Source organism: Maritalea mobilis, from assembly GCF_019800885.1.
In the GTDB taxonomy this organism is placed as follows: Bacteria; Pseudomonadota; Alphaproteobacteria; order Rhodobacterales; family Rhodobacteraceae; genus Roseibacterium; species Roseibacterium beibuensis.
The window spans coordinates 491826-518009 of record NZ_JAHVKE010000001.1; the positions used below are offsets into that span (position 1 = coordinate 491826).

The 26184-nt window shown below is 66.8% G+C and carries 25 protein-coding genes; 18 read left to right on the forward strand and 7 right to left on the reverse strand.

Annotated elements, in window-relative coordinates; translation table 11 throughout:
• Positions 1–3: 3 nt before the first annotated feature.
• The 3 genes from KUV65_RS02495 to KUV65_RS02505 are packed head-to-tail and all read left to right on the forward strand — an operon-like array spanning position 4 to position 2634.
• Entirely contained in the window at positions 4–978 is a 975-nt protein-coding gene (locus tag KUV65_RS02495; RefSeq protein ID WP_222187280.1) for a D-2-hydroxyacid dehydrogenase family protein, read from the forward strand.
• Positions 979–990: 12 nt separating this feature from the next.
• On the forward strand, positions 991–1749 hold the full coding sequence (locus KUV65_RS02500) for a sulfite exporter TauE/SafE family protein (RefSeq protein WP_222187281.1): 759 nt from the start codon (positions 991–993) through the stop codon (positions 1747–1749).
• 60 nt (positions 1750–1809) lie between these two features.
• On the forward strand, positions 1810–2634 hold the full coding sequence (locus KUV65_RS02505; protein ID WP_222187282.1) for a sulfite exporter TauE/SafE family protein: 825 nt from the start codon (positions 1810–1812) through the stop codon (positions 2632–2634).
• Positions 2635–2643: 9 nt separating this feature from the next.
• Here KUV65_RS02505 and KUV65_RS02510 read toward each other — a convergent pair whose 3' ends face one another.
• The 3 genes from KUV65_RS02510 to ccmI are packed head-to-tail and all read right to left on the reverse strand — an operon-like array spanning position 2644 to position 4701.
• Positions 2644–2916, reverse strand: coding sequence for a DUF1289 domain-containing protein (locus tag KUV65_RS02510; protein WP_222187283.1), 273 nt, complete (start codon positions 2914–2916; stop codon positions 2644–2646).
• A gap of 4 nt (positions 2917–2920) precedes the next feature.
• The gene (gene ruvX, locus KUV65_RS02515) at positions 2921–3346 is read right to left on the reverse strand and encodes a Holliday junction resolvase RuvX (protein WP_222189553.1); all 426 of its coding nucleotides are present in this window, start codon (positions 3344–3346) and stop codon (positions 2921–2923) included.
• 53 nt (positions 3347–3399) lie between these two features.
• Complete coding sequence (gene ccmI, locus KUV65_RS02520) at positions 3400–4701, reverse strand: c-type cytochrome biogenesis protein CcmI (protein WP_222187284.1); 1302 nt, start codon at positions 4699–4701, stop codon at positions 3400–3402.
• A 201-nt stretch (positions 4702–4902) separates the two neighbouring features.
• Here ccmI and KUV65_RS02525 point away from each other — a divergent pair, with 201 nt between their 5' ends.
• The 11 genes from KUV65_RS02525 to rarD all read left to right on the forward strand — a co-directional run bounded on the left by KUV65_RS02525 (position 4903) and on the right by rarD (position 13868).
• Positions 4903–6147, forward strand: coding sequence for a sarcosine oxidase subunit beta family protein (locus KUV65_RS02525; RefSeq protein ID WP_222187285.1), 1245 nt, complete (start codon positions 4903–4905; stop codon positions 6145–6147).
• Positions 6144–6545 (forward strand): hypothetical protein, encoded by a 402-nt coding sequence (locus KUV65_RS02530; protein ID WP_222187286.1) that lies wholly within the window; start codon positions 6144–6146, stop codon positions 6543–6545. Before KUV65_RS02525 ends, KUV65_RS02530 begins: the two co-directional genes overlap by 4 nt.
• Complete coding sequence (locus KUV65_RS02535; RefSeq protein WP_222187287.1) at positions 6546–6806, forward strand: hypothetical protein; 261 nt, start codon at positions 6546–6548, stop codon at positions 6804–6806. It begins immediately after the preceding gene.
• A 134-nt stretch (positions 6807–6940) separates the two neighbouring features.
• On the forward strand, positions 6941–7393 hold the full coding sequence (locus tag KUV65_RS02540; RefSeq protein ID WP_261331571.1) for an HD domain-containing protein: 453 nt from the start codon (positions 6941–6943) through the stop codon (positions 7391–7393).
• On the forward strand, positions 7380–7700 hold the full coding sequence (locus KUV65_RS02545) for a sarcosine oxidase subunit delta (protein WP_222187288.1): 321 nt from the start codon (positions 7380–7382) through the stop codon (positions 7698–7700). The genes KUV65_RS02540 and KUV65_RS02545 overlap by 14 nt, the downstream gene beginning before the upstream one ends.
• Positions 7697–10711, forward strand: coding sequence for a sarcosine oxidase subunit alpha family protein (locus KUV65_RS02550; protein WP_222187289.1), 3015 nt, complete (start codon positions 7697–7699; stop codon positions 10709–10711). The genes KUV65_RS02545 and KUV65_RS02550 overlap by 4 nt, the downstream gene beginning before the upstream one ends.
• Positions 10704–11270 carry a sarcosine oxidase subunit gamma gene (locus KUV65_RS02555; protein WP_222187290.1) on the forward strand — a complete coding sequence of 189 codons (567 nt, stop codon included), beginning with the start codon at positions 10704–10706 and terminating at the stop codon, positions 11268–11270. The genes KUV65_RS02550 and KUV65_RS02555 overlap by 8 nt, the downstream gene beginning before the upstream one ends.
• Positions 11271–11407: 137 nt before the next feature.
• Positions 11408–12016: a superoxide dismutase gene (locus KUV65_RS02560; RefSeq protein ID WP_222187291.1), complete on the forward strand. Its 609-nt coding sequence runs from the start codon at positions 11408–11410 to the stop codon at positions 12014–12016.
• A 134-nt stretch (positions 12017–12150) separates the two neighbouring features.
• On the forward strand, positions 12151–12381 hold the full coding sequence (locus KUV65_RS02565; RefSeq protein ID WP_222187292.1) for a hypothetical protein: 231 nt from the start codon (positions 12151–12153) through the stop codon (positions 12379–12381).
• Positions 12381–12887: a host attachment family protein gene (locus tag KUV65_RS02570; RefSeq protein ID WP_261331572.1), complete on the forward strand. Its 507-nt coding sequence runs from the start codon at positions 12381–12383 to the stop codon at positions 12885–12887. Before KUV65_RS02565 ends, KUV65_RS02570 begins: the two co-directional genes overlap by 1 nt.
• 57 nt (positions 12888–12944) lie before the next feature.
• Positions 12945–13868 (forward strand): EamA family transporter RarD, encoded by a 924-nt coding sequence (gene rarD / locus KUV65_RS02575; RefSeq protein ID WP_222187293.1) that lies wholly within the window; start codon positions 12945–12947, stop codon positions 13866–13868.
• Here the strand turns inward: rarD and KUV65_RS02580 are convergent.
• Positions 13837–14388: an LOG family protein gene (locus KUV65_RS02580; RefSeq protein ID WP_222187294.1), complete on the reverse strand. Its 552-nt coding sequence runs from the start codon at positions 14386–14388 to the stop codon at positions 13837–13839. The two genes, rarD and KUV65_RS02580, sit on opposite strands and share 32 nt — an antisense overlap.
• A 112-nt stretch (positions 14389–14500) precedes the next feature.
• Here KUV65_RS02580 and KUV65_RS02585 point away from each other — a divergent pair, with 112 nt between their 5' ends.
• Together KUV65_RS02585 and KUV65_RS02590 are read left to right on the forward strand one after the other, a co-directional pair.
• Complete coding sequence (locus tag KUV65_RS02585; protein WP_222187295.1) at positions 14501–15841, forward strand: LysM peptidoglycan-binding domain-containing protein; 1341 nt, start codon at positions 14501–14503, stop codon at positions 15839–15841.
• A 71-nt stretch (positions 15842–15912) separates the two neighbouring features.
• Positions 15913–17799 carry an ABCB family ABC transporter ATP-binding protein/permease gene (locus KUV65_RS02590; protein WP_222187296.1) on the forward strand — a complete coding sequence of 629 codons (1887 nt, stop codon included), beginning with the start codon at positions 15913–15915 and terminating at the stop codon, positions 17797–17799.
• A gap of 120 nt (positions 17800–17919) precedes the next feature.
• Here KUV65_RS02590 and KUV65_RS02595 read toward each other — a convergent pair whose 3' ends face one another.
• Together KUV65_RS02595 and KUV65_RS02600 are read right to left on the reverse strand one after the other, a co-directional pair.
• Positions 17920–21741, reverse strand: a complete 3822-nt coding sequence (locus tag KUV65_RS02595) for an efflux RND transporter permease subunit (protein WP_222187297.1) — start codon at positions 21739–21741, stop codon at positions 17920–17922.
• On the reverse strand, positions 21738–22985 hold the full coding sequence (locus tag KUV65_RS02600) for an efflux RND transporter periplasmic adaptor subunit (protein ID WP_222187298.1): 1248 nt from the start codon (positions 22983–22985) through the stop codon (positions 21738–21740). The genes KUV65_RS02595 and KUV65_RS02600 overlap by 4 nt, the downstream gene beginning before the upstream one ends.
• 283 nt (positions 22986–23268) lie before the next feature.
• On the opposite strand from KUV65_RS02600, the gene KUV65_RS02605 reads away from it, so the two are divergent.
• Together KUV65_RS02605 and KUV65_RS02610 are read left to right on the forward strand one after the other, a co-directional pair.
• Complete coding sequence (locus KUV65_RS02605; protein WP_222187299.1) at positions 23269–24117, forward strand: hypothetical protein; 849 nt, start codon at positions 23269–23271, stop codon at positions 24115–24117.
• 49 nt (positions 24118–24166) lie between these two features.
• On the forward strand, positions 24167–25537 hold the full coding sequence (locus KUV65_RS02610) for an outer membrane protein assembly factor BamB family protein (RefSeq protein ID WP_222187300.1): 1371 nt from the start codon (positions 24167–24169) through the stop codon (positions 25535–25537).
• Positions 25538–25565: 28 nt separating this feature from the next.
• On the opposite strand, the gene KUV65_RS02615 is transcribed toward KUV65_RS02610, so the two are convergent.
• Positions 25566–26153, reverse strand: coding sequence for a YdcF family protein (locus KUV65_RS02615; protein WP_222187301.1), 588 nt, complete (start codon positions 26151–26153; stop codon positions 25566–25568).
• Positions 26154–26184 lie beyond the last annotated feature (31 nt).

Below are 26184 nucleotides of genomic sequence, written 5' to 3' on the forward strand. Positions count from 1 at the left end.
AAGATGAAGGTCCATATCCTCGACGATTGGTTCGACACCCTGCGAACCCTGCCCAGTTTCGCCAAGCTCGACGGTCACGACGTGACGGTCTGGACCGATCATACCGAGGATATCGACACGCTTGCCGAGCGTCTGGCCGAGGCCGAGGCCCTGGTCCTGTTCCGCGAGCGTACTGCGATCACCGGCGCGCTGCTCGACCGTCTGCCGAAGCTGCAACTGATCTCGCAGCGCTCGGTCTATCCGCATGTCGATGTGGAGGGCTGCACCCGCAACGGCGTGCTGCTCTGTTCCAAGATGGGCGGCGGCGGGTTTTCCGTGGCTGCGGCGGAACTGACCTTTGCCCTGATCCTCGCCTCCGCGCGGCAGATCCCGCAACAGATGGCCTCGCTCAAGGCTGGTAACTGGCAGTTGGGCGTCGGCCAGTCGCTGAGCGGGCGACGGCTGGGGCTATACGGCTACGGCAAGATCGCGGGGCAGGTCGCGAAATACGCCCGCGCCTTCGGGATGGAGGTCGTCTGGTGGGCCTCGGAGGACGGGCGCGCGCGAGCTAGGGCCGATGGCGAGACCGTGGCGGACAGCCGCGAAGCCTTCTTCGCCGACAGCGATTTCGTCTCGGTCCATGTCCGGCTGAAGCCCGAAACCCGGGGCCTGATCACCGCCGCCGATCTGGCTGCGATGAAACTCACGGCCAGCTTCATCAACACCTCGCGCGCGGGGCTGGTCGAGCCGGGGGCGCTTCTGGCGGCGCTTCAGGCCGGTCGCCCTGGACGCGTGGCCGTGGATGTGTTCGAGACCGAACCGCTGACCGACCCGGACGATCCGCTGATCAACCATCCCAATTTCATCGGCACCCCGCATATCGGCTTCGTCACCGAGGACGAGTTGGACACCCAGTTTGCCGATATCTACGACCAGATCGTCGCTTTCGCGGCAGGGGAGCCGATCCACATGATCAACCCCGAAGCCCAGGGGCGATGAGGCGCTCTGGCCATGCTTGAGGCGCTCACCACCTTGCCCGAGGGCCTTTCGGCGCTTGGCTTCTGGGTATTGATGGCGACCAGTTTCATCGCCTCGCTCATCACCGCCGCGCTGGGGATCGGGGGCGGTGCGCTGATGATCGCGGTCATGGCCATTCTCGTGCCGCCCGCCGCGCTTATCCCTGTACATGGGGCGGTGCAGCTGGCCTCGAATGCCGGACGGATGAGCCTGCTCTTGGGCCACGTGCAATGGTCGGCGCTCAAGGCCTTCACGGTCGGGTCCATCGCGGGGGCCATTCTTGGCGGCCTTGTCGTGGTCGAACTGCCGCCTTGGGTCATCCAGCTTTGCATCGGCTGTTTCGTGATCTGGACCGTGCTGGCCCGCCCGCCGCGCTGGTTGTCGGCCTGGCCGTTGGTCACGGGGGCGATCTCGTCCTTCCTGACGATGTTCTTCGGCGCGACGGGCCTTTTCGTGGCTGGCTATACCAAGTCGCTGATCCTGCCGCGCCACGGCCATGTCGCGACTCACGCCGCGCTGATGACGGTGCAGCATGGCCTGAAACTGGTGGTGTTCGGCGCGCTTGGCTTCGCCTTCGGGGCCTGGGCCTGGGTCATCATCGCCCTGTCGCTCGCGGGGCTGGCCGGAACCGCGATCGGCAAGGTTTTCCTCGGGCGCATGACCGATCACGGGTTCCGCCGCGTGCTCGATATCCTTCTGATCCTGATCTCGCTGCGCCTCATCTGGCAGGCGGTCACGCAAATTCCCTGGTAGGCCTTTTACCCGCCCCCGCCATGGGTTACCTGCTGCCGCCGAACAGGGACAGGAGGGGACATGCCCGAACTCGCGGACTTCTTGCCGATGCTTGCACTGGTTCTGGCCATCGGCGCATTTGCCGGTGTGATTGCAGGGCTGCTCGGCGTGGGCGGCGGCATCGTTCTGGTGCCGGCTTTTTACTTTGCTTTCGAGGGGTTGGGATATGTCAGGCCGGACCTGATGCAGATCTGCCTTGCCACGTCGCTGGCGACCATCGCCGTCACCTCGTTCCGCTCGGTCCTGTCGCATAACAAGAAGGGTGCGGTGGACTGGGACATCCTGAAAGGCTGGGGTCCGGGCATAGCCATCGGTGCGGCGCTCGGGGTGGTCGCGGCATCGGGCCTGCGCAACGAAGTCCTCATGGTGATCTTCGGCGTTCTTGGCGTGATCGTGGGCCTCTACCTTGCCTTTGGACGCGAGCATTGGCGCCTGGGACAGGAGATGCCCAAGGGCGTCGGGCGCGCCGTCGCCTCGCCCATCGTCGGTTTCCTGTCGGTCCTGATGGGCATCGGGGGCGGCAGCTTCGGGGTTCCCCTGATGACGCTTTACAACACGCCCATCCATCGCGCCGTGGCGACGGCGGCGGGCTTTGGCGTCATCATTGCGGTGCCAAGCGTTCTGGGGTTCCTGATGATCCAGGGCGAGGGGCCGAACCGCCCGCCGTTCACCATCGGGCAGGTCAACCTCGTGGCCTTCGTCGCCGTCATCGCCATGACACTGGTCACAACGCCCCTCGGCGTGAAACTCGCCCATGCAATGGACCCCAAGCCGCTGAAACGCGTTTTCGCGATCTTCATCATGATCATGGCGCTGAACATGCTGCGCAAGGCGTTCGGCCTCTGACGGCGCGCCTCAATCGGCGCGTGTCGCCCGGTTCAGCCGGCCGGCCCGCCCGCCCCGCCGCTTGCTGAGCGCCGCACGGCGCGACGGCAGATCCGCCATCACCTCGGCGCGCCGCTCGGGGCCCATCTTCGTCCACTGGGTGATCTCGTCGATACTGCGCAGACAGCCCGTGCACAGCCGTGCCTCGGGGTGAATGACGCAGATCTTCACGCAGGGGCTTTCGACCTCCTGTCGCGTCCAGATCGCATCCGTGTCGGGCCGTTTGGGGAAACCGTCGCTCATGGCCTTATCCTTCGCGCAAATGGCGCAGCCGGTCCAGCGCCCCTTGCAGGATATACCCCGCCGCGACGGCGTCGATCACCTCGGCGCGGCGTTTGCGGGTGGTGTCGGCCTCCAGCAGCGCGCGCTCGGCGGCGACCGTGCTCAGCCGCTCGTCCCAATAGGCGATGGGCAGATCCGCGAAGGCAGGCAAATGGCTGAGATTGCGGGCAAAGGCGCGGGTCGATTGCGCCCGCGGCCCCTCGGAGCCGTCCATGTTGCGCGGCAGGCCAAGGATCAGGCCCCCGATCTCCCGCGCCTGTGCCAGTTCGGCGAGGCGCGCGGCGTCGAGTGTGAATTTCTTGCGCTTCACGGTTTCCAGCGGCGTGGCGGCGGAAAGGATCCGGTCCGAGACGGCCACGCCGATGGTCTTGGTGCCAAGGTCCAGCCCCATGATCCCGCGATGCGCTGGCAGGGCGGCGGCAAAAGCCTCGATCTCGTCGAAGATCACTCGCTGGCCTCGTCGGCCCCGTCAGGCGCGTCTCCGGCTTCGGCAGGCGCGGGCAGGCGCGCGCCGAGCGGTTCCAGCACCGCCATCGCCTCGGGCACGTCGGCGAAAACCGTTGTCGCCTCGGAGTAAATGGCACGGGCCTGCTCCACGCGGCCCAGAACGATGTAGGCGTTGATGAGCCGCGCCCATTCCTCGGGCGGGCCGCCTTCGGTGGCGAGCCGTTCCGAGAGGTTGGCGACCATGCCCTCGACCATCTGCGCGCGCTGTTCGGGCGTCATCTCGCCGGCGGCCTCGACATCTTCGTCGGTCGGGCCGCGCATCGGCGGCATGATGCCCTGATCCGTGGTGGCCGGCCCCGGCTGGGGCAGTTCGGCCAGCGAGACCGGATCTCCGGCGAGGGCCGCGACCTCCTCGATCTGCAGGCGGATCGGGTCCAGCCATGGCGCATCGGCGCGGCTTTCGGCCATCAGGTTGCGCCAGATCGGGTAGGCGAGGTCGGGGCGGCCCTGCTGCGCATACATCAGGCCCGCATAGTAGCGCGCCGTGCCGTTGCGCGAATTCATCTCCAGCGCGCGCAGCAGCGCATCCTCTGCCTCGGGCGAGACATAGCCGCCCGCCGCGAGGATCATCATCTCGGCCAGGTCGACATATTCCTGCGCGCTCACATCCTCGTCCAGCAAACCGATCAGGTGGGCCTGGGCGCGATGGGCCGCCACGAAATTCCCGAGCGCCGCCTCGTTCTGGGCCAGCAGCGTCCAGCCTTCGACATCATCGGGGCGCTGTTCCATGATCGAACGCAGTTGCACGACCAGCGCCTCGCGCTCGGGCTGTTCGGGCATGCCTTCGCGGATATCGACCTGCGCCTCGGCTTCGGCCTGAAGCGGGCGGCCTTCGCGGGCTTCCTCGACCATCTGGATGCGCGTTTGCAGCGGCAGGTCCGGATAGCCGGGCGCGCCGATCCAGTAATAGACCCCGACCGCGCCCGCGATCACGGCCACCAAACCGGTCGCGATCAGCCACTGGCCCCCGCGCCCCGCCGCGTCTTTGGCTTGTGCGCGTTGCAGGGCCTTGTCGGCCTCCAGGATGCGGCGCGACACCTCGGTCCGGGCGCGCGCGGCCTCTTCCTCGGTCAGCACGCCACGGTCGAGGTCGCGATCGACCTCTTTCAACTGATCGCGATAGACGCGCAGGTCATAGGCGGCTGCGGGCGTCGCGGCTTCGCGCGGGCGCAGATACGCCATCAGGATGATCAGGGCTACCAGCAGCGAGACAACGCCGGCCGCGATCCAGAATATCATTGGGTCTCTCTCCCTTGTCCGGTCGTGCCCTCCATGTAAGCTGCCAGCGCGCCCGCGAAAACCCGTCAAAGGCGCGCGGGTGGCCCCTTGCACCGGGACAACTTGAAGCGGGGTCGCATTTTGCAGAAGAGGTGTCGGGAAGAGTATCCTAAATCACGCCAGCCTGCCGCAAACGGGGGCGAGAGTCTCAGGAGGTCGTCGATGCGCCGTTATTCCGCCTTTGCCATCGCCCGCGAAGCCGCCCGCCATCACCAGGGCTGGGAACGCGCGTGGAAAAGCCCCGCGCCGAAAAAGTCCTACGATGCCATCATCGTGGGGGCCGGCGGGCATGGCCTGGCAACCGCGTACTACCTCGGGCGCAATCACGGCATCCGCAATGTCGCGGTGATCGAGAAGGGCTGGCTTGGCGGCGGCAACACGGGCCGCAACACGACGATCATCCGCTCGAACTACCTGCAGGATCCGTCGGCCGCGATCTTCGAAAAGGCGCGGAGCCTCTACGAAACCCTGAGCCAGGACCTGAACTACAACATCATGTTCAGCCCGCGCGGCGTGATGATGCTGGCCCAGACCGAGCACGAGCTGCGCGGCTGGCAGCGCACGGCCCATGCCAACAAGCTGCAGGGCATCGAGACGGAGTTCATCGGCCCGAAAAAGGTCAAGGAGCTCTGCCCGATCATCAATCTTGACGGGCCGCGCTACCCGGTGCTTGGCGCGCTCTGGCAGGCGCGGGGCGGCACGGCGCGCCACGATGCGGTTGCCTGGGGCTATGCGCGGGCCTGTTCGGACATGGGCATGGACATCATCCAGCAGACCGAGGTGACGGGCGTGCGCCGCGACGGCGGCAAGGTTATCGGCGTGGAAACGACCAAGGGGTTCATCGGCTGCACCAAGCTGGGCATCGTCGTCGCCGGTCATTCGGGCGTGCTGGCCGAGATGGCGGGCTTCCGCCTGCCGATCGAGTCGGTTGCCTTGCAGGCGCTGGTCAGTGAACCGATCAAGCCCTGCATGGACGTGGTCGTCATGGCCAACACCGTGCATGGCTACATGAGCCAGTCCGACAAGGGCGAGATGGTCATCGGCGGTGGCGCGGACGGCTACAACAACTACACGCAGCGCGGCAGCTTCCACCATGTCGAGGAGACCGTGCGCGCGCTGGTCGAGACCTTCCCGATCATCAGCCGCCTCAAGATGCTGCGCTGGTGGGGCGGGATCGTGGACATGACCGGCGACCGCTCGCCCATCCTCTCGACCACGCCGGTCGAAAACTGCTTCATCAACTGCGGTTGGGGCACAGGCGGGTTCAAGGCGATCCCCGGCTCGGGCTGGGCGATGGCCGAGTTGATGGCCAAGGGCCACTCGCCGCTGGCCGAGGAGTTTTCCCTGACCCGCTTCCGCGAAGGCCGGTTCATCGACGAATCCGTCGCCGCCGGGGTCGCACATTGATTGGCCGTCTGCTCACCGGTTTAGGTGTTCTTGTCTTGTTGGCTTGGTTGTACCTGACAGTCATTGCCTGGAAAGTTGAGGACCTCGAACAACTCAATCGACTTGGAGTTCTTTGTATCGCCGCTGCCCTTGTATTGTTTTTTCGATACAGGAACATCGTCGACGATCAGAAACGCTCGATAACGGAGTTGGAATTGAAGCTTTGGGTTCTTCAATCCACTGCAAGCTCAAACTCTGACAGACATCAAGAAGCGCAAGCATTTACTGACCGTCTCACGGCATTGAGGTCAAGTGTTGAGCAATCGGGGCGGACTGTGGTCCTTGCAGAAATCACTCTTGTGGTCATAGGCACTATTCAGACCGGCGCTGGCGATCTGATTCGTGAATGGTTAAACTGAATGCTGACCTTGAACTATCTCCCTCGCAATCCCGCTACGGGACAAGCCGCGGTTTTTAAAGGATTAAATGAGCCCGTCGAAAACTGCTTCATCAACTGCGGTTGGGGCACGGGTGGGTTCAAGGCGATCCCCGGCTCGGGCTGGGCCATGGCCGAGTTGATGGCCAAGGGACACTCGCCGCTGGCCGAGGAGTTTTCGCTGACCCGCTTCCGCGAAGGCCGGTTCATCGACGAATCCGTCGCCGCCGGGGTTGCGCATTGATACAGGGCGTCGCGCATATCGTGGGGATGCAGCCGGGCACACGGGTGGCCGCGCGGCATGGTGCCTTACCAGCGCCCGCCCTTGCCCATGAAGTCGGGCCCGTCGCCGCCACCAAAACAGTGTGAGTTGATGTCATGATGAAGTCTTACCTCGGCGAGGCGTTTGAACTGGCGTTCCATGCCCATGCGGGGCAGGTGGACAAGGCCGGAAATCCCTACATCACCCATCTGGTGCGGGTCTCGGCAAGCCTGTCGGACCGGGATGCGCGGGTCGTGGCCCTGTTGCACGACGTGCTGGAGGACACCGCAACGACGGCCGAGGACCTTGCGGCCAAGTTCCCGCCGGATATCTGCGCCGCGGTCGAGGCGATCACCAAGCGTCCGGGCGAAGGGTATGACACCTACCTCGCGCGCGTCGCCGCCAACCCGATCAGCCGCGAGGTCAAGCTGGCCGACATGGCCGACAATGCCGACCCCGCGCGCCTGGCCGCGCTGGACCCGGCCGAACGCGCGCGCCTGACCGAGAAATACGCGACCGCCCGAACCCTTCTGACCAAGCTTGCGGAGGCATCCGATGCTGCTTCTTGAATGCCCGTATTGCGGCGTGAAAGCCGATGAAACCGAGCTGACCCCCGGCGGCGAGGCGCATCTGAAACGCTTCGGACCCGGCAGCACGGACGAGGCGTTCGAGGAATACCTCTTTCTGCGCCCCAACCCCAAGGGCGTGCATTTCGAGCGCTGGCGCCACGCCCATGGCTGCGGCAAGTGGTTCCTCGCCGCGCGCGACACCGCCACGCTGGAGGTTTTCGGCACCTACACGGCCCAGACGACCGAACCGCCCGAGCACATCATCGACGCCATCCGCGCCAAACGACCCGACTGGAGCCAGGCATGAGCACCCGTCTTTCCACCGGCGGTCGCCTGATCGACCGCAGCCGCCAGCTGACGTTCACCTTCAACGGCAAGTCCTTCAAGGGGGTCGAGGGCGACACGCTCGCCTCGGCGCTTCTGGCCAATAGTCAGACGATCATGGGACGGTCCTTCAAGTATCACCGCCCGCGCGGGGTCATGACCTCCGGCGCGGAAGAGCCGAATGCACTGATGGGCCTGGGCAAGGGCGCGAAGTTCGAGCCGAACCAGCGCGCCACCACGACCGAGCTGTTCGACGGTCTGACCGCCGAAAGCCAGAACCACTGGCCCAGCCTCGACTGGGATATCGGCGAGGTGAACGCGGCGCTGTCGCGCTTCCTGCCGGCGGGGTTCTACTACAAGACCTTCATCCACCCGCGCCCCTTCTGGAAGCACGTGTTCGAGCCGGTCATTCGCCAGTCCGCGGGCTTGGGCAAGGTGCCCAAGGAGCGCGACGCCGACCGCTACGAGCATTTCTATGCCCATGTCGACGTGGTGATCGCGGGCGGCGGGATTGCCGGGCTGCAATCCGCGCTTGAGGCCGGACGTGCCGGTGCCAGGGTGCTGCTGTGCGAGCAGACGCCCCATTTCGGCGGCCGCGCACCCGTCGATGGCGTGAGTATCGACGGCAAGCCGGCCGAGGATTGGGTCGCGGCGACGCTGTCCGAGCTTGAGGGCATGGATAACGTGCATATCCGGCCCCGCACTATGGTCGCGGGCGTCTATGACCACGGCTATGTCATCGCCTACGAGCGCGTGGCCGACCACACCCCCGAGGCCGACGCGCCGCGCCACCGCCTGTGGCGTATCCGCACGAAACAGGTGATCTCGGCCACCGGCGCGTTGGAGCGCCCGCTGAGCTTCCCCGGCAATGACAAGCCGGGCGTCATGCTGGCCAGCGCCATGCGTGACTACATCGTCAACTGGGGCGTCAGCGCGGGCGACCGCACCGTTGTCGTGACCAACAATGACGACGCCTACCGCACCGCCATCGCGATCAAGCAGGCGGGGCTGGACGTGCCCTGTATCGTCGATGCCCGCCCCGAGGCGAACGGCGCTTTGCCGGATCAGGCGCGCGCGCTGGGGATCGAGGTCAAGACCGGCATGGGGATCGCGGGCGTGAAGGGCCTGCGCGGTGTCGTGGCGGTAAAGCTTTGCCGACAGGCGGGCGAAGGGGCCGTGGTCGAAGAGGTCGTGTGCGATGCCGTCGCCATGTCGGGCGGCTGGTCGCCTGTCGTCCACCTCTGGTCCCATTGCGGCGGCAAGCTGAATTGGGACGAGGCCGGGGCCTTCTTCCGCCCCGATCACGCCCGCCCGCCCACCAGCCATGACGGCGCGGGGTTCGTCACCTGTGTCGGGTCGTCGGACGGCGCGCTGTACGCCGCCGAAGTGCTGCCGAATACCAGTGCCGCCACGCGCGGGATGCTCGGGCAGATCGGCAAGACGGCGGCTGACGCGCCCGTCGTCCAGGCCGACGCGCCAGACGAGGCGCCACTCGCCCCGATCTGGATGATGCCCCAGGGCGCAGGCCCCAAGAAGCGCGCCAAGATGTGGCTCGACTTCCAGAACGACGTGAAGGTGTCGGACGTGCAACTGGCCGCGCGCGAGGGGTATGAAAGCGTCGAACATACCAAGCGCTACACCACGCTCGGCATGGCCACGGATCAGGGCAAGCTGAGCAATATCAACGGGCTGGCCATCCTTGCAGGCGAGTTGAACGCGGCCATCCCGCAGGTCGGCACCACCACGTTCCGCCCGCCCTACACGCCCATTTCCATGGGCGCGATCGCGGGCGAGGCGCGCGGCGACGTGTTCCAGCCGCTGCGCCGCACGCCGATGCAGGACTGGCACGAGGCCAACGGCGCGCATTGGGAACCGGTCGGCCAGTGGCGCCGGCCCTACTGCTTCCCGCGCGACGGCGAAAGCCACCGCCAGGCCGTCAATCGCGAGATCACGGCGACGCGCAATTCACTTGGCCTGCTCGATGCCTCGACCCTTGGCAAGATCATCGTCAAGGGGCCGGATGCGGGCCGTTTCATGGACATGCTCTACACCAACATGATGAGCACTCTGAAACCGGGCAAATGCCGCTACGGGCTGATGTGCTCGGAAAACGGGTTCCTGATGGATGACGGTGTCGTGGCGCGGCTGGATGAGGACACCTTCCTTTGCCACACCACCACCGGCGGGACCGAGTCGATCCACGCCCATATGGAAGATTGGCTGCAATGCGAATGGTGGGACTGGAAGGTCTACACCGCCAACGTGACCGAGCAATGGGCGCAGGTGGCCGTGGTCGGCCCGAACGCCCGGAAGGTGCTGCAAAAGTTGGGCGGTGACATCGACCTGTCGAAAGACGCGCTGCCCTTCATGGCCTGGGCCGAGGGAAAACTTGGCGCGTTCGACGCCCGCGTCTTCCGCATCTCCTTCTCGGGGGAATTGTCCTTCGAGGTCGCGGTTCCAGCCAGCCAGGGCCGCGCGCTTTGGGAGGCGCTGCTGGATGCCGGGGCCGAGTTCGACGCGACCCCCTACGGCACCGAGGCGCTGCACGTGATGCGCGCCGAGAAGGGCTTCATCATGATCGGGGACGAGACCGACGGCACGGTCATTCCGCAGGACCTTGGCCTCGACTGGGCGATTTCCAAGAAGAAGGACGATTTCCTCGGCAAGCGCGGTCAGCAACGCAGCCACATGACTGATCCCGCCCGCTGGAAACTGGTGGGGCTCGAGACGCTCGATGGCTCGGTCCTGCCCGATGGCAGCTACGCCATGGCCGAGGGTGAGAACGCGAACGGGCAGGGGAACACGCAAGGACGTGTGACCTCGACCTATTACTCGCCGACCTTGGACAAGGGCATCGCTATGGGGCTGGTCCTGAACGGCCCTGACCGCATGGGAGAAGTGCTGGAGTTCAACACGACCGGGGATCGCACTGTGAAGGCGCGGATCGTCAGCCCCGTGTTCTATGATCCCGAGGGGGAGAAGCAGAATGTCTGATCTGGCAAGCGCACTTCCGGGGGCCGAGGCGCAGGGCCTCGTCACGGTTCGCGAAGCGGGACTGGTGGGCATGGTCACCTTTCGGGGTGACCTGTCCGCCCCCGACACGGCAGCGGCGATCAAGGCGGCCACCGGCTGCGATGTGCCGGGACAGCGCGCCGTGGTGACCGAGGGCGAGGTCAGCGTGGCATGGATGTCGCCCGACGAATTGCTGGTCATCTGCCCGCATGACGCCGCGACCGGGATGGCCGCGCAGATCTCCGCGCAGATGGGCGCGGCGCATCACCTTGCGCTCAACGTCTCGGACGCCCGCGCGGTGTTCGAGGTCGCGGGTGCGGGATGGCGCGACGTGTTGGCCAAGGTCAGCCCCGCCGACCTGTCGCGCGAGGCCTTCGGACCGGGTGAGATGCGCCGCACGCGGCTGGCACAGGTTGCGGGCGCCTTCTGGATGACGGGCGAGGAAACGGTCCGCGTGATCTGCTTCCGCTCGGTCGCGCGGTATGTGTTCGACCTTTTGGCGCTTTCGGCGAAAGAGGGCGGGGCCGTCGGATACCACTAGCGTTTCGCGGGGGTGGCCTCCGAATACCCGACAGAAATCTTGGGAATTTCCCTGCGAGGCGGGGTGTTGGGGTTGACGAAACCCCGCCCCGACCTCCATCTCAAGGCCAATAGACAACCGCAGAACAGGGGGCCACGATGGCTTTTGAACTTCCCGATCTTCCCTACGCCCATGACGCGCTGGCCGATCTCGGCATGTCCGCCGAGACGCTGGAATACCACCACGACCTGCACCACAAGGCCTATGTCGACAACGGCAACAAGCTGATCGCGGGCACCGAGTGGGAAGGCAAGTCGGTCGAAGAGATCATCACCGGCACCTACCAGGCGGGCGCGGTTGCGCAGAACGGCATCTTCAACAACGCCTCGCAGCACTGGAACCACGTCCAGTTCTGGGAAATGATGGGCCCCGGCACCGGCGGCATGCCCGGCGAGCTGGAAGCGGCCATCACAGAAAGCTTCGGCTCGGTCGACAAGTTCAAGGAAGACTTCGCCGCCGCGGGCGCGGGGCAGTTCGGCTCGGGCTGGTGCTGGCTGGTCAAGGATACCGATGGCAGCCTGAAGGTCACCAAGACCGAGAACGGCGTGAACCCGCTCTGCTTCGGGCAGACCGCGCTTCTGGGCTGTGACGTGTGGGAGCACTCCTACTACATCGACTTCCGCAACAAGCGCCCTGCCTACCTGTCGAACTTCCTCGACAAGCTGGTGAACTGGGAGAATGTCGCGGCGCGTCTCGCCGCGGCCTGATCCGCGACCGACACGTTTCGAAAGGCCCGCTTCGGCGGGCCTTTTTTCGTTTCGGGATCGGTCTTTCCACGTGGTAAACTGGAACAAGCCCGGGCGGGCATGCGTTTTTGCCTTGCACACACAAGGAGGACCCCATGGCAGAGCGCGTGAAATCCAAGGACGGTCGCAGCGAGACCCGCGAGATCATCGGTGACGTCGAAAAAGCCCCGGCTTTTCAAGGGCGCGATGGCGGGGTTCTTGCCCGCAAGACCGCCACGAAGGACGAGATGAAGCGCGATCATGACGGGCGTTTTGGCGCCACGCGCGTCACCAAGTCTGACGAAGACCGCCCCGGCACCGACAATCTCGGCGAAAGGAACAAATGATGGCAGACCCTTCCATGACGCCCACCCCCGTCGACCAGGTGCGCAAGAACCCCTCACCGCTGACCAACGGCACGTGGGTTCTGGTCGCCGATGGGGAGAAGGCCCTGTTTCTCGAAAACATCGGCGACGCGGACTATCCGCAACTGGAGGTCCGGCGCGAGAAGGAGCAGGACAATCCCAAGACCGCGCAGCAGGGCACAGACAAGCCGGGCCGGTTCAACGATGGACCAAACGTGCACCGCTCGGCGGTGGAGCAGACCGACTGGCACCATCTCGAACAGATGCGCTTTGCCGATGATCTGGCAGAAATGCTCTATAAGCGCGCCCATGCCCACGGGTTCAAGCGCCTTATCATCGCCGCCAGCCCCAAGGTATTGGGCGAGTTGCGGGACAAGATGCACAAGGAGGTCGCCGACAGGGTGGTGGGCGAGGTCGCATTGACGCTGACCAACCATCCCATCGACGAGATGGCCAAGCGGATCGCCGACCATCTGACCGAAGACTGACAGCCTCGGGGCAGGGCGGGGATTGACCCCGGCCTGCCCGCGTGAAAAGCCGATCCCATGACCGAGGTTCGGCCCCCCCTGGCACAATCAAGCCTGCTGTTGCGGGACGCCGGGAAAGGCGTGTTGGCGCTTGTCATGGCCTGCACGATCTGGGGCCTGTCGCCGCTGTTCTACGCGCTCTTGTCCGATGTGCCGCCTGCCGAGGTCCTGGCCCATCGCACCGCTTGGTCGCTGATCGTTTTCGCAGGCATGCTGGCGCTTCAGCGCCGCTTGCGGGAGGTGCCGAGGGCCCTGGGCTCCGTACGGGGCTTTCTCGCCGTTCTGGCCGCCTCGGCGATGATCTCGGTGAACTGGTTTCTGTTCATCTTCGCCATCCAGGCAGGCCGCACGGTCGAGGCCTCGCTCGGCTACTACATCTTCCCGCTCGTGGCCGTCCTGCTGGGGGCCACCGTGCTGCGCGAGGGGTTGGGCCGCGCGCAACTCCTCGCCGTTGCGATTGCCGCTGCGGCGGTCATCACGCTGACCATAGGCCTTGGGGCCGCGCCGTGGATTTCCCTGACGCTGGCGGTGACCTTCGGGATCTACGGGCTTTTGAAACGCTGGGTGCAGGCCGGGCCGGTCGTATCGGTCACGGCCGAGGTGCTGATCCTTGTCCCCATCGCGACCGTCTACCTGGTCTGGCTGGGGGCGGAGGCCGGCCATTTCGGCCATGACATCGGCACCAGCCTCCTGCTCATCGCGTCCGGCCCGATGACGGCGACGCCGCTGATCCTGTTTTCCTATGCCACCAAGCGTGTCGCCATGGCGACCGTGGGGCTGGTGCAATACCTCAACCCGACCCTGCAATTCGGCGTCGCCGCCCTGATCCTGGGCGAGGTCGTGACGCCCTGGCACATGATCGCCTTTCCCATGATCTGGGTCGCCTTGGCGATCTATTCCTGGGCGACGTTCAGCTCACAGCACCCGAAAGCTCCGACATGAGCGACGGGACATCCGGCACGGTCGTGTAGAAGTCCAGCAGCGAGGCGTCGGCGAACCCCTCGCGAACCACATGCTCCACCAGGTCGAGCAGCGGCTGCCAGTAGCCTTCCGTGCCCAGCAGGATCAGCGGCTTGTCATGCAGGCCAAGCTGCCGCCACGTCAGAACCTCGAAGAACTCGTCGAGGCTGCCGGCCCCGCCGGGCAGCATGACGATCGCGTCCGAGTTCATGAACATGACCTTTTTGCGCTCGTGCATCGTCTCGGTCACGATGAAGCTGGTCAGATCGCGCTTGCCAACCTCCAGGTCCAGCAAATGCGTCGGGATCACGCCGAAGGTTTCGCCGCCCGCCTGTTGCGCGGCGCGGGCCACCGCGCCCATCAGGCCGACATCGCCCGCGCCATAAACCAACCGGTATCCGGCCTCGGCCAGGGCTGCACCCAGTTCGGTCGCGGCCTCCAGGTAGGCGGGGTTTCGACCGGCCCGCGAGCCACAATAGACACAGACGGAAAAGCTCGACATGGCGGCACCTTGAATTCGAGGGGATTTTGAGACCTGATACCCCCGAAGCGAGGGGCGCTCAACCCAAGGGGACAGGGGCGGGCGCACCACAGGACGACAGGGGGATCAGCCGATGAAACTCGGCGCCGTTTTTGGCACCAGCACACCCGCCGTGGGTGCGGCCGCAGGCGCGGTCGTGCTGCTCGTGGCCGGGGTCGTGGGCTACGGCCTGATGCGCGGGGAGGACGACACGCCCCCCACGCAGGACCCGCCCCCGGTGGCCGAGGTCACGCCCGAGCCGGACGTGACGGCGGAGGCCCCCGAAGCCGAAGCCCCCGCACCCGAGGCGCCCGCACCGGCGGACCCGCCCGAGGCGCAGGCGAGCGTGGCACCGCCCAGCTTCGACCAGGTGCGGGTCGCCCCGGACGGCGCGACGGTGATCGCCGGTCGCGCGCCCGCCGGGGCCGATGTGCAGCTGCTTCTCGACGGGGTTCCCGTTGCCGAGACGCGGGCCGATGGCAGCGGCAGCTTCGCGATGCTGCTGACCCTGCCGCCCGCCGACGCCCCGCGCATCCTGAGCCTGATGGCCCGTCTCGACGGGACCGAGGTCGCCGGGGCCGAACAGGTGATCGTCGCGCCGTTCGGTGCGCCGGAGGCGATGGCCGCCGCCACGCCCGAGGCCGTGCCCGCGCCGCCGGGCGGTGACGAGGCCGCCCCCGGGGCCACCGCCGAGGCGGCAAGCGCCCCCGAGGATGCTGCGCCGGAAACGGATATCGCGCTGGCCGACACCCCCGACGCGTCCACCACAGTGCCAGACGAGCCTGCCAGCGCCGCGACATCCCCCGGCCCCGACGCGCCCGCCGCATTGGCCGAGGCCCCGGCGACCGCCACGCCAACCGAACCCGCCGCGCCCTCGGTCATCATCGCGGGGCCCGAGGGCGTGCGCGTGGCCCAAGGCGGAACGCCCCCGCCCGCCGCTCAGACCGAGGTGCGCCTCGACGCGATTTCCTATGACACCGAGGGCGATGTCATTCTTTCCGGGCGCGGCGCAGCCGAAGCGCAGCTGCAGGTCTTCCTCGACAACCAACCCATCCGTCTGGGCGAGGTCGGCCCGTCCGGCAACTGGTCGCTGGACCTGCCCGATATCGACCCAGGCACCTACACGCTTCGCGTGACCGAACTGTCACCAGAAGGGAACGTGACCTCGGAAGTCGAAACGCCCTTCCTGCGCGAAGACCCCGCGCGTGTGGCGGCAGCGCCGCTGATGATCGGCGGGGGCGTCTCGGTGATGACGGTGCAGCCGGGCTTCACGCTGTGGGGGATCGCCGAGGAAAACTTCGGCGATGGCCTGGCCTATGTGCAGATCTTCGAGGAAAACCGCGACCAGATCCAGGACCCGAACTGGATCTTCCCGGGCCAGATCTTTCGTCTGCCGGACCTGCCGGTCTCGCAAGGGGCGCCTGACGAGGGCTAGGGATCGTCGCGCACTGGTGTTTCCGCGCGCAGGGACCTAGGTAGGGGTCGAACAGCCAGCGGAATCCATCCATGCCAGCCGATGCAACCACCCCGACCGGTGCCCAACCGGGGCGCAAGACCGATCAGGTGACCGGCGGCGATCCGGGTGACGCTGGTCTGGAACAGGCCGAGCGCCGCTCGGCCCTGCGCACGATCCGCAAGGTGGCCCCCTATCTCTGGCCCGAGGACAAGCCCTGGGTGAAGCGGCGCGTCGTGATCGCGCTGGCGATGCTGGCGCTGGCCAAGATCGTGACCGTGGCCACCCCCTTCGTCTACAAGGCCGCCGTCGACGTGCTGGCCGGCGAGGCCGATGGATCGCCGGCCTGGATGCTGGCCCTTGGGGCCGTCGGCCTGACCGTGGCCTATGGGTTTGCGCGCCTTGGCACCGTCGGCTTCCAGCAGTTGCGCGATGCGGTCTTTGCCCGCGTGGCGCAGCGCGCGCTCCGGCAACTGGCGCTGGAGACGTTCCAGCACATCCATGCGCTGTCGCTGCGCTACCACATCACACGCAAGACCGGCGGGCTGTCGCGGATCATCGAGCGGGGGGTGAAAGGCGTCGAGTTCCTGTTGCGCTTCATGCTCTTCTCGGTCGGTCCTCTGATCCTGGAACTGCTGCTGACCGGGATCATCCTCGCCGTGGTCTTCGATATCAGCTACCTGCTGGTCCTTGCCGTCACCATCGCGCTTTACATCGTCTTCACCTTCAAGGTGACGGAATGGCGGGTGAAAATCCGGCGCGAGATGAACAAGCAGGACACCGACGCCAACCAGAAGGCGATCGACAGCCTGCTGAATTTCGAAACCGTCAAGTATTTCGGCGCCGAGAGGCGCGAGGCCGAGCGCTATGACGGGGCGATGGCCGGCTACGAGGATGCCGCGATCCGCACCTCGCTGTCGCTGGCCTTTCTGAATTTCGGCCAGTCGCTGATCATCACCACCGGGCTTGTGATCGTGATGGTCATGGCCGCGCTCGGCGTGGCCGACGGGTCCCTGACCGTCGGCGATTTCGTCATGGTCAACGCCTACATGATCCAGATCACCATGCCGTTGAACTTCCTCGGCACCGTCTATCGCGAGATCCGCCAGAGCCTTGTCGACATGGGCGAGATGTTCGACCTGCTGGAGCAACCCGCCGAGGTGGCGGACAAGCCCGGCGCGCGCGCCCTTTCGGTGTCGGGCGGCGAGGTCGTGTTCGAGGATGTGCGCTTTGCCTATGATAGCGAACGCGCGATCCTCAAGGGCATCTCCTTCCGGGTTGCGCCGGGGGAAACCGTGGCGCTGGTCGGGTCCTCGGGGGCGGGGAAATCCACCATCGGGCGGCTTCTGTTCCGCTTTTACGACGTCACGGGCGGGGCGATCCGGATCGATGGCCAGGACCTGCGCGATGTCACGCAGGACAGCCTGCATGACGCCATCGGCGTGGTGCCGCAGGACACGGTGCTGTTCAACGACACGATCCGCTACAACATCGCCTATGGCCGCCCCGAGGCCAGCGAGGCGGAGGTCACCGCCGCCGCCCGCGCCGCCAAGATCCACGATTTCATCCTCGGGCTGCCGCAGGGCTACGACACGATGGTGGGCGAGCGGGGCCTGAAGCTGTCGGGCGGGGAGAAGCAGCGGGTGGGCATCGCCCGGACCTTGCTGAAGGACCCGCCGATCCTGTTGCTGGACGAGGCGACTTCGGCGCTCGACACCGAAACCGAGCGGGGCATCCAGTCGGAACTGCGCATGATGGGGCAGGGGCGGTCGGTCATCACCATCGCGCATCGGCTTTCGACCATCGTGGACTCGGACCGGATCCTTGTGCTGGAGGCGGGCGGGGTCGTGGAATCCGGCACCCATGTCGCGCTGCTGGCCAAAGGCGGGCGCTACGCGAGCCTCTGGGCCCGGCAGATGGCCGGGGACGATCTCGACTGAGGGATTGCGCCGTCTTCGACGTCGCCCGGGAAAGCGCCTCGGGGGGCCTTGAGCCCCCCTCGGCCCTGATGCCTCCGGCGGGAGTTTTTTGGCCAAGATGAAGGAGGGGCGGGCCGCTGGTTATTCGGCGGCGCGCAAGGGCGGTTGCGGCGGGGCGTCGGGGTCGTGAGCGTTTTGCTCCGGCTCCGGGTCGGCCCGTGTGTCCGTGTCGGGCGCGTTCGGCGTTTCGGTGTTTTCGGGCAACTCTTCGGTGGTGTCCGCGGGCGAGGGGGTGTCCTCGACCGGCGGTTCCGGGCGTTCGTCCCAATAGATCACCGGGTCGTAGACGCGGCGTGCGGCGCGCGTGGTGGCCCAGTCCTGTGCTGCGCGGCTCATGCGATGGGCGCCGGCGCGGGCGAGGCCTTTGCCGATCCATCCGACCGTGGTGCCGGACCAGATGCGCAGGGCCAGCAGCGAGGGCGTGAAGACGAGGGTCAGCACGGTCGCAATGCCGAGGCCGAACACGACCGCCGTGGCCAGTTGCTTCCACCACAGCGCGGTTGGGCTGTCGATCGTGTAGCCGCCATTGCCGAAATCGAGCGAGATGCCGAACATCATCGGCGCGAGCCCCGCCATGGTGGTGATCGTGGTCAGCAGGACCGGGCGGATGCGCGCCTCGGCCGTGCGGGTGATCGCCTCGATCCGGGGCATGTAGCGGGAATATTCCTGGTAGGTGTCGATCAGGACGATGTTGTTGTTCACCACGATCCCGGCCAAGGCCACGATCCCGGTGCCGGTCATGATGATGGAGAAAGTCTGGTCCATCACCAGCATGCCGATCAGCACGCCCGTGGTCGACAGGACCACCGCCAGAAGCACCAGCACCGCGTTGTAGACCGAGTTGAACTGCGCCAGCAGGATGATGAACATCAGCCCCAGTGCCGCGCCGAAGGCCTGCCCGAGGAAGGCCTGGCTTTCGGCCTGGTCCTCCTGGTCGCCGGCCCATTCCCAGCCGACCGAGGCGGGCAGGGGGTTTTCCGTCTCCAGCCAATCGGTGATGAGGGCGATGCGTTCGTTCGCCGTTACCGGAACGGTGGTCAGATCGCCGTCGGCCAGGCCGGCCGCGATCGCGTCGGCCCCCAGCTCGCCGGACAGCAGGTAGATCTGCCACGATGTCTCGCCGATCGTGAAATCGGCGTCGCCCTCGACCGTGGGATTGGCGGTGTCCCGCAGGTAGGCGACCGTCTCCCCCTCGGCATCGTCGACCCGGAAGAGCGCGGCCAGCACGTCGGCCTTCACCTCGAACACGCGGGACTGGTCGACGCGGCTGATCTCGGCCAGTTGCGGGGCCGGGGTGTAGGTGACGAAATTCGACAGGGGCACCAGACCGTCCATGGTGCGCACGCGCATCGTGTCCAGCGTCGAGAGCACGCGCGACTCCTCGGGGAACCGCACGCGGATGTCGATCTCTTCGTCCGAGGAGGGCACACGCATTGTGTCGAGCAGGATGCCGCGCGTGACAAGCTGGACCATCGCCCCCACGGTGGCGACGTCGGCGCCGAACCGGCCGGCGGCTTCGACATCCACGTCGATCTGCCAGTCGATGCCGGGCAGCGGCAGCGTGTCCTCGATCAGGGTCAGGCCGGCGAGGCCCTCGAACCTCGTGCGGACGATCTGGGTGGCTTCCTGCAACTCCTCCCAGTTGTCGCCGGACAGGCGCAGGTCGATGGGCTTGCCACTGGCGGGCCCGCGCGCTTGCGAGAAGATCTCGACCATGATGCCGGGGATCTGGTCGAGGCGGGCCTGAAGCCGTTCGAGGATCAGGTCGCCATCGGCCCGCTCCCCCCAAGGTTCGAGGTCGATCTGGACCTGCCCGATGGTATCGGCGGGCGCCGACGCGCCGCCGGTGTTGTTGTTCAGCCCGCCATCACCGGCAAAGGCAAAGACGTCGCGCACGCCGGGGGTGCCGAGCACCTCCCTCTCGACAAGGCCGACCAGCCGGTCCTGTTCGGCGACCGACAGGTTGCCGCGCGCCCGGACATAGACGATCGCATTCTCGGGTTCGTTCTCGACGAAGAACTCCACGCCGTTGTTGTTCTCGACGAAGTAGAGGAAGACCGACACGACGAAGGCCCCGACCACGCCGATCATCACCAGCGGCATGATCGGGTTTGCGACGATGGCATGGATGACCCAGCCGAAGGGCGAGCGGCGATACCCCGCCTGCACCCGCTTTTCGCGCTGCGGCAGCTGGATGGAGCCAAGCACCACCGACATGATCGCCGACAGCACCACGAAGGCCACAATACCCGGCGCCATTGTCATCAGCGCAGGCGAGCCCGGTGGGAAGAAGGCCTGCCCGTTGATCGTCAGCATCGCCGCCTGGAACAGGCCAAAGGCGACCGCCGCCGCGATGGCGACCCGCAGCAGGTAGATCGGCACGAGGCGCTTGAAGGCTGCGGATGCATGGTCAACGACGCGGCTGAACCGCGCCGCGACCCCGCCCAGAACCGGCAGGTAGATCAGCGCCACGATCAGCGAGGCGGACAGGACGAAGATCAGCGTCACGGGCAGCATGCCCATGAACTCACCCGGTACGCCAGGCCAGAACAGCATGGGCAGGAAGGCGCAGAGCGTCGTCGCGGTGGAGGACACGACCGGCCAGAACATGCGCTTGGCGGCGTCGGTATAGGCCTGCATCGGCCGCGCCCCGTCCTGCAGGCGCTTGTCGGCATATTCGACGACCACGATGGCCCCGTCCACCAGCATCCCCACGGCGAGGATCAGGCCGAACATCACGATGTTCGAGACGGGCACGCCCATGACGCCCAGCAGGATGAAGCACAAAAGGAACGAGGTCGGGATGGCGAACCCCACCAGCAGCGCCGAGCGCGTCCCGAGCGAGGCCAGCACCACGATCATCACCAGCGCGATGGCGGTCAGGACCGACCCCTCCAGCTGGCGCACCATGCCCTGAACCTGCACCGACTGATCGAGTGTTGTGTCCACCTGAACGGCGTCCTGCAATTCCTGCGGCCAGGTCGCGCGCACCTCCTCGACGGTCTGGCGGACCAGCTCGGCGGTGTCGATGATGTTGAAGCCGAGGCGCTTGACCACCTGCAATGCGATGGTCGGCTCACCGTTGTAGCGGGCGGTGCCGGTCCGGTCCCGGTAGGTCAGGCGGATCTCGGCCAACTCCCCCAGTGTCACCACCCGGTCACCATTCACGCTGATCGGCAGGTTGTAGACATCTTCCGCGCTGTCGAAACTGGACGGGATCTTGACCGAGATCGCCCCGCCCTCGGTTTCGATTTCGCCCGCGGCGATCAACTGGTTGTTGTTGACGACCGCGTTGATCAGGTCCGCGGCGGTGACGTCATAAGCCTCTAGCGCGATCGGGTCGATCAGCACCTCCAGCATTTCCTCGCGGCTGCCCGCAAGGCCTGCTTCCAGCACCGGGGTGAGGGTCTCCAACGCGTCCTGCATTTCCTGGGCGAGGCGGATCAGCGTGCGTTCCGGCGCGTCGCCCGACAAGGCCACGACGATGATCGGGAATTCCGAGAAGTTGATCTCGTTGATGGCGTAGCTTTCGGCCCCGTCGGGAAACTGCGACTCCGCACGGCCCATCGCGTCGCGCACATCGGCGATGGTTGCGCTCTTGTCCCAGCCGAATTCGAATTCGAGGAACACCCCCGCGAAGCCCTCCGAGGCGGTCGCGTTGATCGAGGTCAGCCCATCGAGATCCTGGAACTCGGATTCCATCGGGCGGACCAGCAGGCGCTCGCTGTCCTCGGCCGAGATGCCGGGGAAGGGCACCGAGACGAACAGCCCCGGGATGTCGATATCCGGCTCGCCCTCTTTCGGCAGGCCGACATAGGCCGCCGTGCCGATGACCAGCGACAGCACGATGAAGGCGATGACCATCCGCGCACGGCTGGCCGCCCAGTCGATGACGCCGATCATTGCGTCAGCTCCTCGTAACTGGTGCGCACCTCGACGCCTTCGGTCACGAATTCCTGTCCCACGGTGATGACATCGGCCACCTCGGGCAGGCCCTCCAGCCAGACGCCGTTCGCCGTGTCGCGGATCATGCGCACCGGCACGAAGCGGACGATGCCGTCCTCGACGATGCGCACGCCAAGCTGGCCGCCATCGTTCAGCGTCATGGCCGAGGCCGGCAGCAGATGCGCGGGCGTGCCCGCCGTCTGGATCAGGATATCGGCAGTCTGGCCGTCGCGGATCGTCGTGTCGGGATTGGCCACCGTGATTTCCACGCGGAAGGTGCGGGTCTGCTCATCGGCGGAGCGGCTGAGGAACGTCACCTCGCCCACCACCTCGCGCCCCGAGGCCAGCCGCGCCCCGGCCATGGCGCCAAGCGCGATCCGGTCGACCTCGGCCTCGGGGACGAAGCCCACCAGTTTCATCGGGTCAAGCTGGATCACCGTGGCGCACAGGCTGCCGGGCTGCATCAGGCTGCCCAGTTCCGCCGTGTCGGACTCGAGGAACCCGGGGAATGGCGCGCTGATGGTCAGGTTGGCGATCTCCTCCTCGGCGCTGGCCACGGCGGCCTCGGCCGAGCGGATGGTCGACCGCGCCTGCGCCACGCCGGCCTCGGCGGCGGCGATGGCCGCCAATGCGCTTTCGCGTCCTGCCTCGGCGCTGGCGGCCGCTGTTTCCGACCCGAAGCCCCGTTCGCTCAGCCGGGTGGCCGCGTTGGCGTCGATCTCGGCGGCGGCCAGTTGCGCCCGCGCCCCGGCCAGTTGCGCCTCGGCCTCGGGCAGGCGGGCCTGTGCGGTCTCAAGCGCGGCTTGCGCTTCTTCCAGCGAGGTCAGGCGGGTGCCCGGGTCGATCTCGCACAGAAGCTGCCCTTCCTCGACGAAGGCGCCGGCCCGGATCGGCTCCGAGATCACGCGGCCCGAGGTTTCGGCGGCGACGTCGACCTGCCGGATCGCCTCGGTCCGGCCGCGCAACAGAACGGCGTTCTCGGTCACCTGGGCCGCGGACCGGCGCACGGTCACGTGCACGCGATCATCATCGGCGGCCTCTGCCGCGGCCACTTCGGCGAGGGAGGTTTCATCGACGGGCACGTTCATCGTCGGCTCGGGCGCGTAGCGCGCCGCGAAATCGACGAGGCTTTCACGGTCGAGAATGACGAAATACAGGGCGACGCAGACCAGCGCCGCGATGATCAAGGGAAAAGGTTTCATGCCGATTACTGCGTCTTTCCCGGCCACGCCCGCCGCCAAGCCGCGCGGTCCATGCCGATTGTTTGTTTGGTGCGTTCTTCAAATACGCTGAACCATTCCGTTCAGATTAGTTTTTTCTGCAACGCGGCGCAACGCTGATCCCGCACGGCGCTGACCCCGTGTCGCGCACAGATTGCAGGGGATCCGTGCACAATCCAGACCCAAGGCGCGGGCCGGCCCTTGCGGCGGCCCCGTCGCCCGCGCTATTGGGGCCTCGAGGAATGCTTGGGGGTGAGCGGCAAACATGGCCAATACCGACAGTTTTATCGACGAGGTCAGTGAAGAGGTCCGTCGCGACCGCTTGTTCGGCCTGTTCCGCCGTTGGGCGTGGCTGGCGATCCTGATCGTGGTTCTTCTGGTCGGCGGGGCGGCCTATCTCGAATGGCAGCGCGCGCAGAACCAGGCCAGCGCCGAAGCGTTCGGCAATGCCGTTTTGACCGCGCTCGACAATGGCAGCCCCGAGGCCCGCATCGCCGCGCTTGAGGCCGTGGAGGCCCCGGGCGACGAGGCCGCGCTCGTGGTGGCCCTGCTGGCGGCAGGCGAGGCCAGTGCCGATGACGGCACCGCCGCCGACGCCGCCGCAGGCCTGCGCGCGGCGGCCATGGCGCCCGAACTGCCGCAGATCTACCGCGACCTCGCGATCTACAAGGCGCATCTGCTGTCGCCGCTGCCCGCCGACGAGGCCCGCCTCGAACTGGGCGTCCTGGCCGAACCGGGCCGCCCCTTCGCGGCGCTTGCAGAGGAGCAACTGGCGCTGATCGACGTTGTCGAGGGCGACATCGAGGCGGCGATCAACCGCCTACGTTCGCTGGAAAATGCCGCCGCGGCCACGCCGGGCTTGCAACAGCGCGCCGCACAGTTGATTGTGGCGCTCGAAGCGGGGGCCACGCTGGTCGATACTGCCCCGGTGGAGGAGGAACCGCCGGTGGTTGAGCCAGCACCCGAAGCCCCCGCCGAAGATGCTGAAACGGGGACTGGCGAGGCGTCCGACGCGGACGCCGAAGATGTAGCCCCCGAGGGTGAGGATGACGGCGGCGACACCGCCGGCGACGCGGCGGCGGACGAGGAGACCGAGGCCGTCGTCGAACAGTAAAGCGGGCCGACCCGGCGCGCAGGACGAGACAACAGGAATACCGGACCGCATGATGATCGAAGCCGATGCACCCCGCCCGAGCGTGACGCGCCGAAATCAGCCCCTGCGCCGTGCCATCGGCCTCGCGGTCCTTCTGGGCAGCGCCATGACGCTTGCCGCCTGTGACCGCGAAGTGATCCTGCCCGGCGAACGCCTCGACACGCGCGCGGTCCTGACCGGTGCCGAAAGCGCGGGCGAGACCGTCGATGCGCCCCGTCCGATCAGCCTGCCCGCCGCGCGCAGCCTTGGCAGTTGGGAGATGCGCGGCTTCGATGCGCAGAACCGCACGCCCCACGGCGCACTCGGCGGCGCCCTGCAACAGGTCTGGAGCGCAGATATCGGCGCGGGCAATGCCCGCCGCCAGCGCCTGACGGCGGACCCGGTGGCCGCTGGTGGCCGCGTCTTCACCCTCGATGCCGAAGCCGGCCTTCAGGCCACGTCGCTATCGAACGGCGCGCCGGTCTGGCGCGTGAGCCTCGAACCCGGCTTCGACCGGGGCGGCGCCGTCTCCGGCGGTGGTCTGGCCGTGTCGGGGGGGCGTCTTTACGCGACCACGGGCTTCGGTGAGTTGATCGCGCTCGACCCGGCCAGCGGAAATATCCAGTGGCGCCAGCGCCTTGGCGCGGGCATCGGCGCCCCCACGGTCGCGGGCGGCACCGTCTTCGTGGTCAGCCGGGACAACAGGGCCTGGGCCATCGACGCCGAAACCGGCCGGATCGAGTGGGAGGTGCCCTCGGCCCCCGCAAATGCCGTCCTCTCCGGCGGCGCGGCCCCGGCGGTCAGCGACAACCTCGTGATCTTCCCCTACGGCTCGGGCGAACTGGTCGCTGCGTCGCGCAGCAGCGGGCTGCGCATGTGGTCTACCGCCGTCGCAGGCGGACGCCTTGGCGTGGCCTATTCCAACATCAACGACATCACCGGCGATCCGGTGGTCGTCGGCGGCACCGTCTATACCGGCAACCAGTCGGGCCGGGTGATCGCGTTGAACGCGCGCACGGGCACCCGCATCTGGACGGCGACCGAAGGCAGCTATTCCCCGGTTCTGGCCGCTGGCGACAGCCTGTTCTTCGTCTCGGATCGCAACGAGTTGATCCGGATCGACGCCGATACGGGCGAACGGGTCTGGGGCACGGAATTGCCGCTTTACGTGCGCGAGCGGGAACGCCGCCGCCGCGCGGTCTTCACCCATTACGGCCCGATCCTCGCCGGTGGACGGTTGCTTGTCGCCTCGGGGGACGAGCGCGTGCGCCTCTTCTCGCCGGAAAGCGGGGAGTTGGTCGGGTCGGTCGAGCTGCGCAACGGCGCGGCTGCCGCGCCGATTGTCGTCAATGACATGCTGCTGGTCTTGACCGAGGATGGCCGGTTGACGGCCTACCGCTAAGCGCGTTCCTTCGACCCACCCGATCCGATCATGTCAACCAGGCGATCCGTGTCTCGTCTGGCACACCCAGCCAGCCACCTAGTCCATAGGCTGCGAACCGCGCCAGGTTGAACCAGATCGCAAGGCTTTCGCGGGTTAGTGACCACAGCCTCGGCTCATTCTGCAGCCGGGCGGCGGGAACCAGGGTCACGTTGTCCATCCCCATGACCCGGGCCGAGGCCCAGGAGCGCGGCAGATGGTACGCCTCGGTGACCAACAGGACATGGCTGCCCTCCGCAATAAGGTCGGACGCGTAGTAGATGTTTTGCAGGGTCGAGGCCGCTTGCGGCTCGATCCGGACCACGTCGGCGGGCAGGGCGGCCACCTCGGCCATGGCGTCCGCGGCGGTCACGGGAAAGCCGCCCCCGCTGAACACGACAAGCGGCGCGGCGCCGGCACGGAAAAGCTCGGCACAGGTTTCGGCGCGCACGCGGGATCCGCTATCGGCGGTTCCGTCCTCCAGCACGCCGCTGCTCAGGCACAGGATCGCATCGCCTTCGCCGGACAGGTCTTGGTCGGGCCAGACCACTGTCCAGAGGCACACCGCCGCGAAGGTCGCCACCCAGACCAGGAGCATTGCCCGGAGGGTCCGCCCGACCCGTCGAATG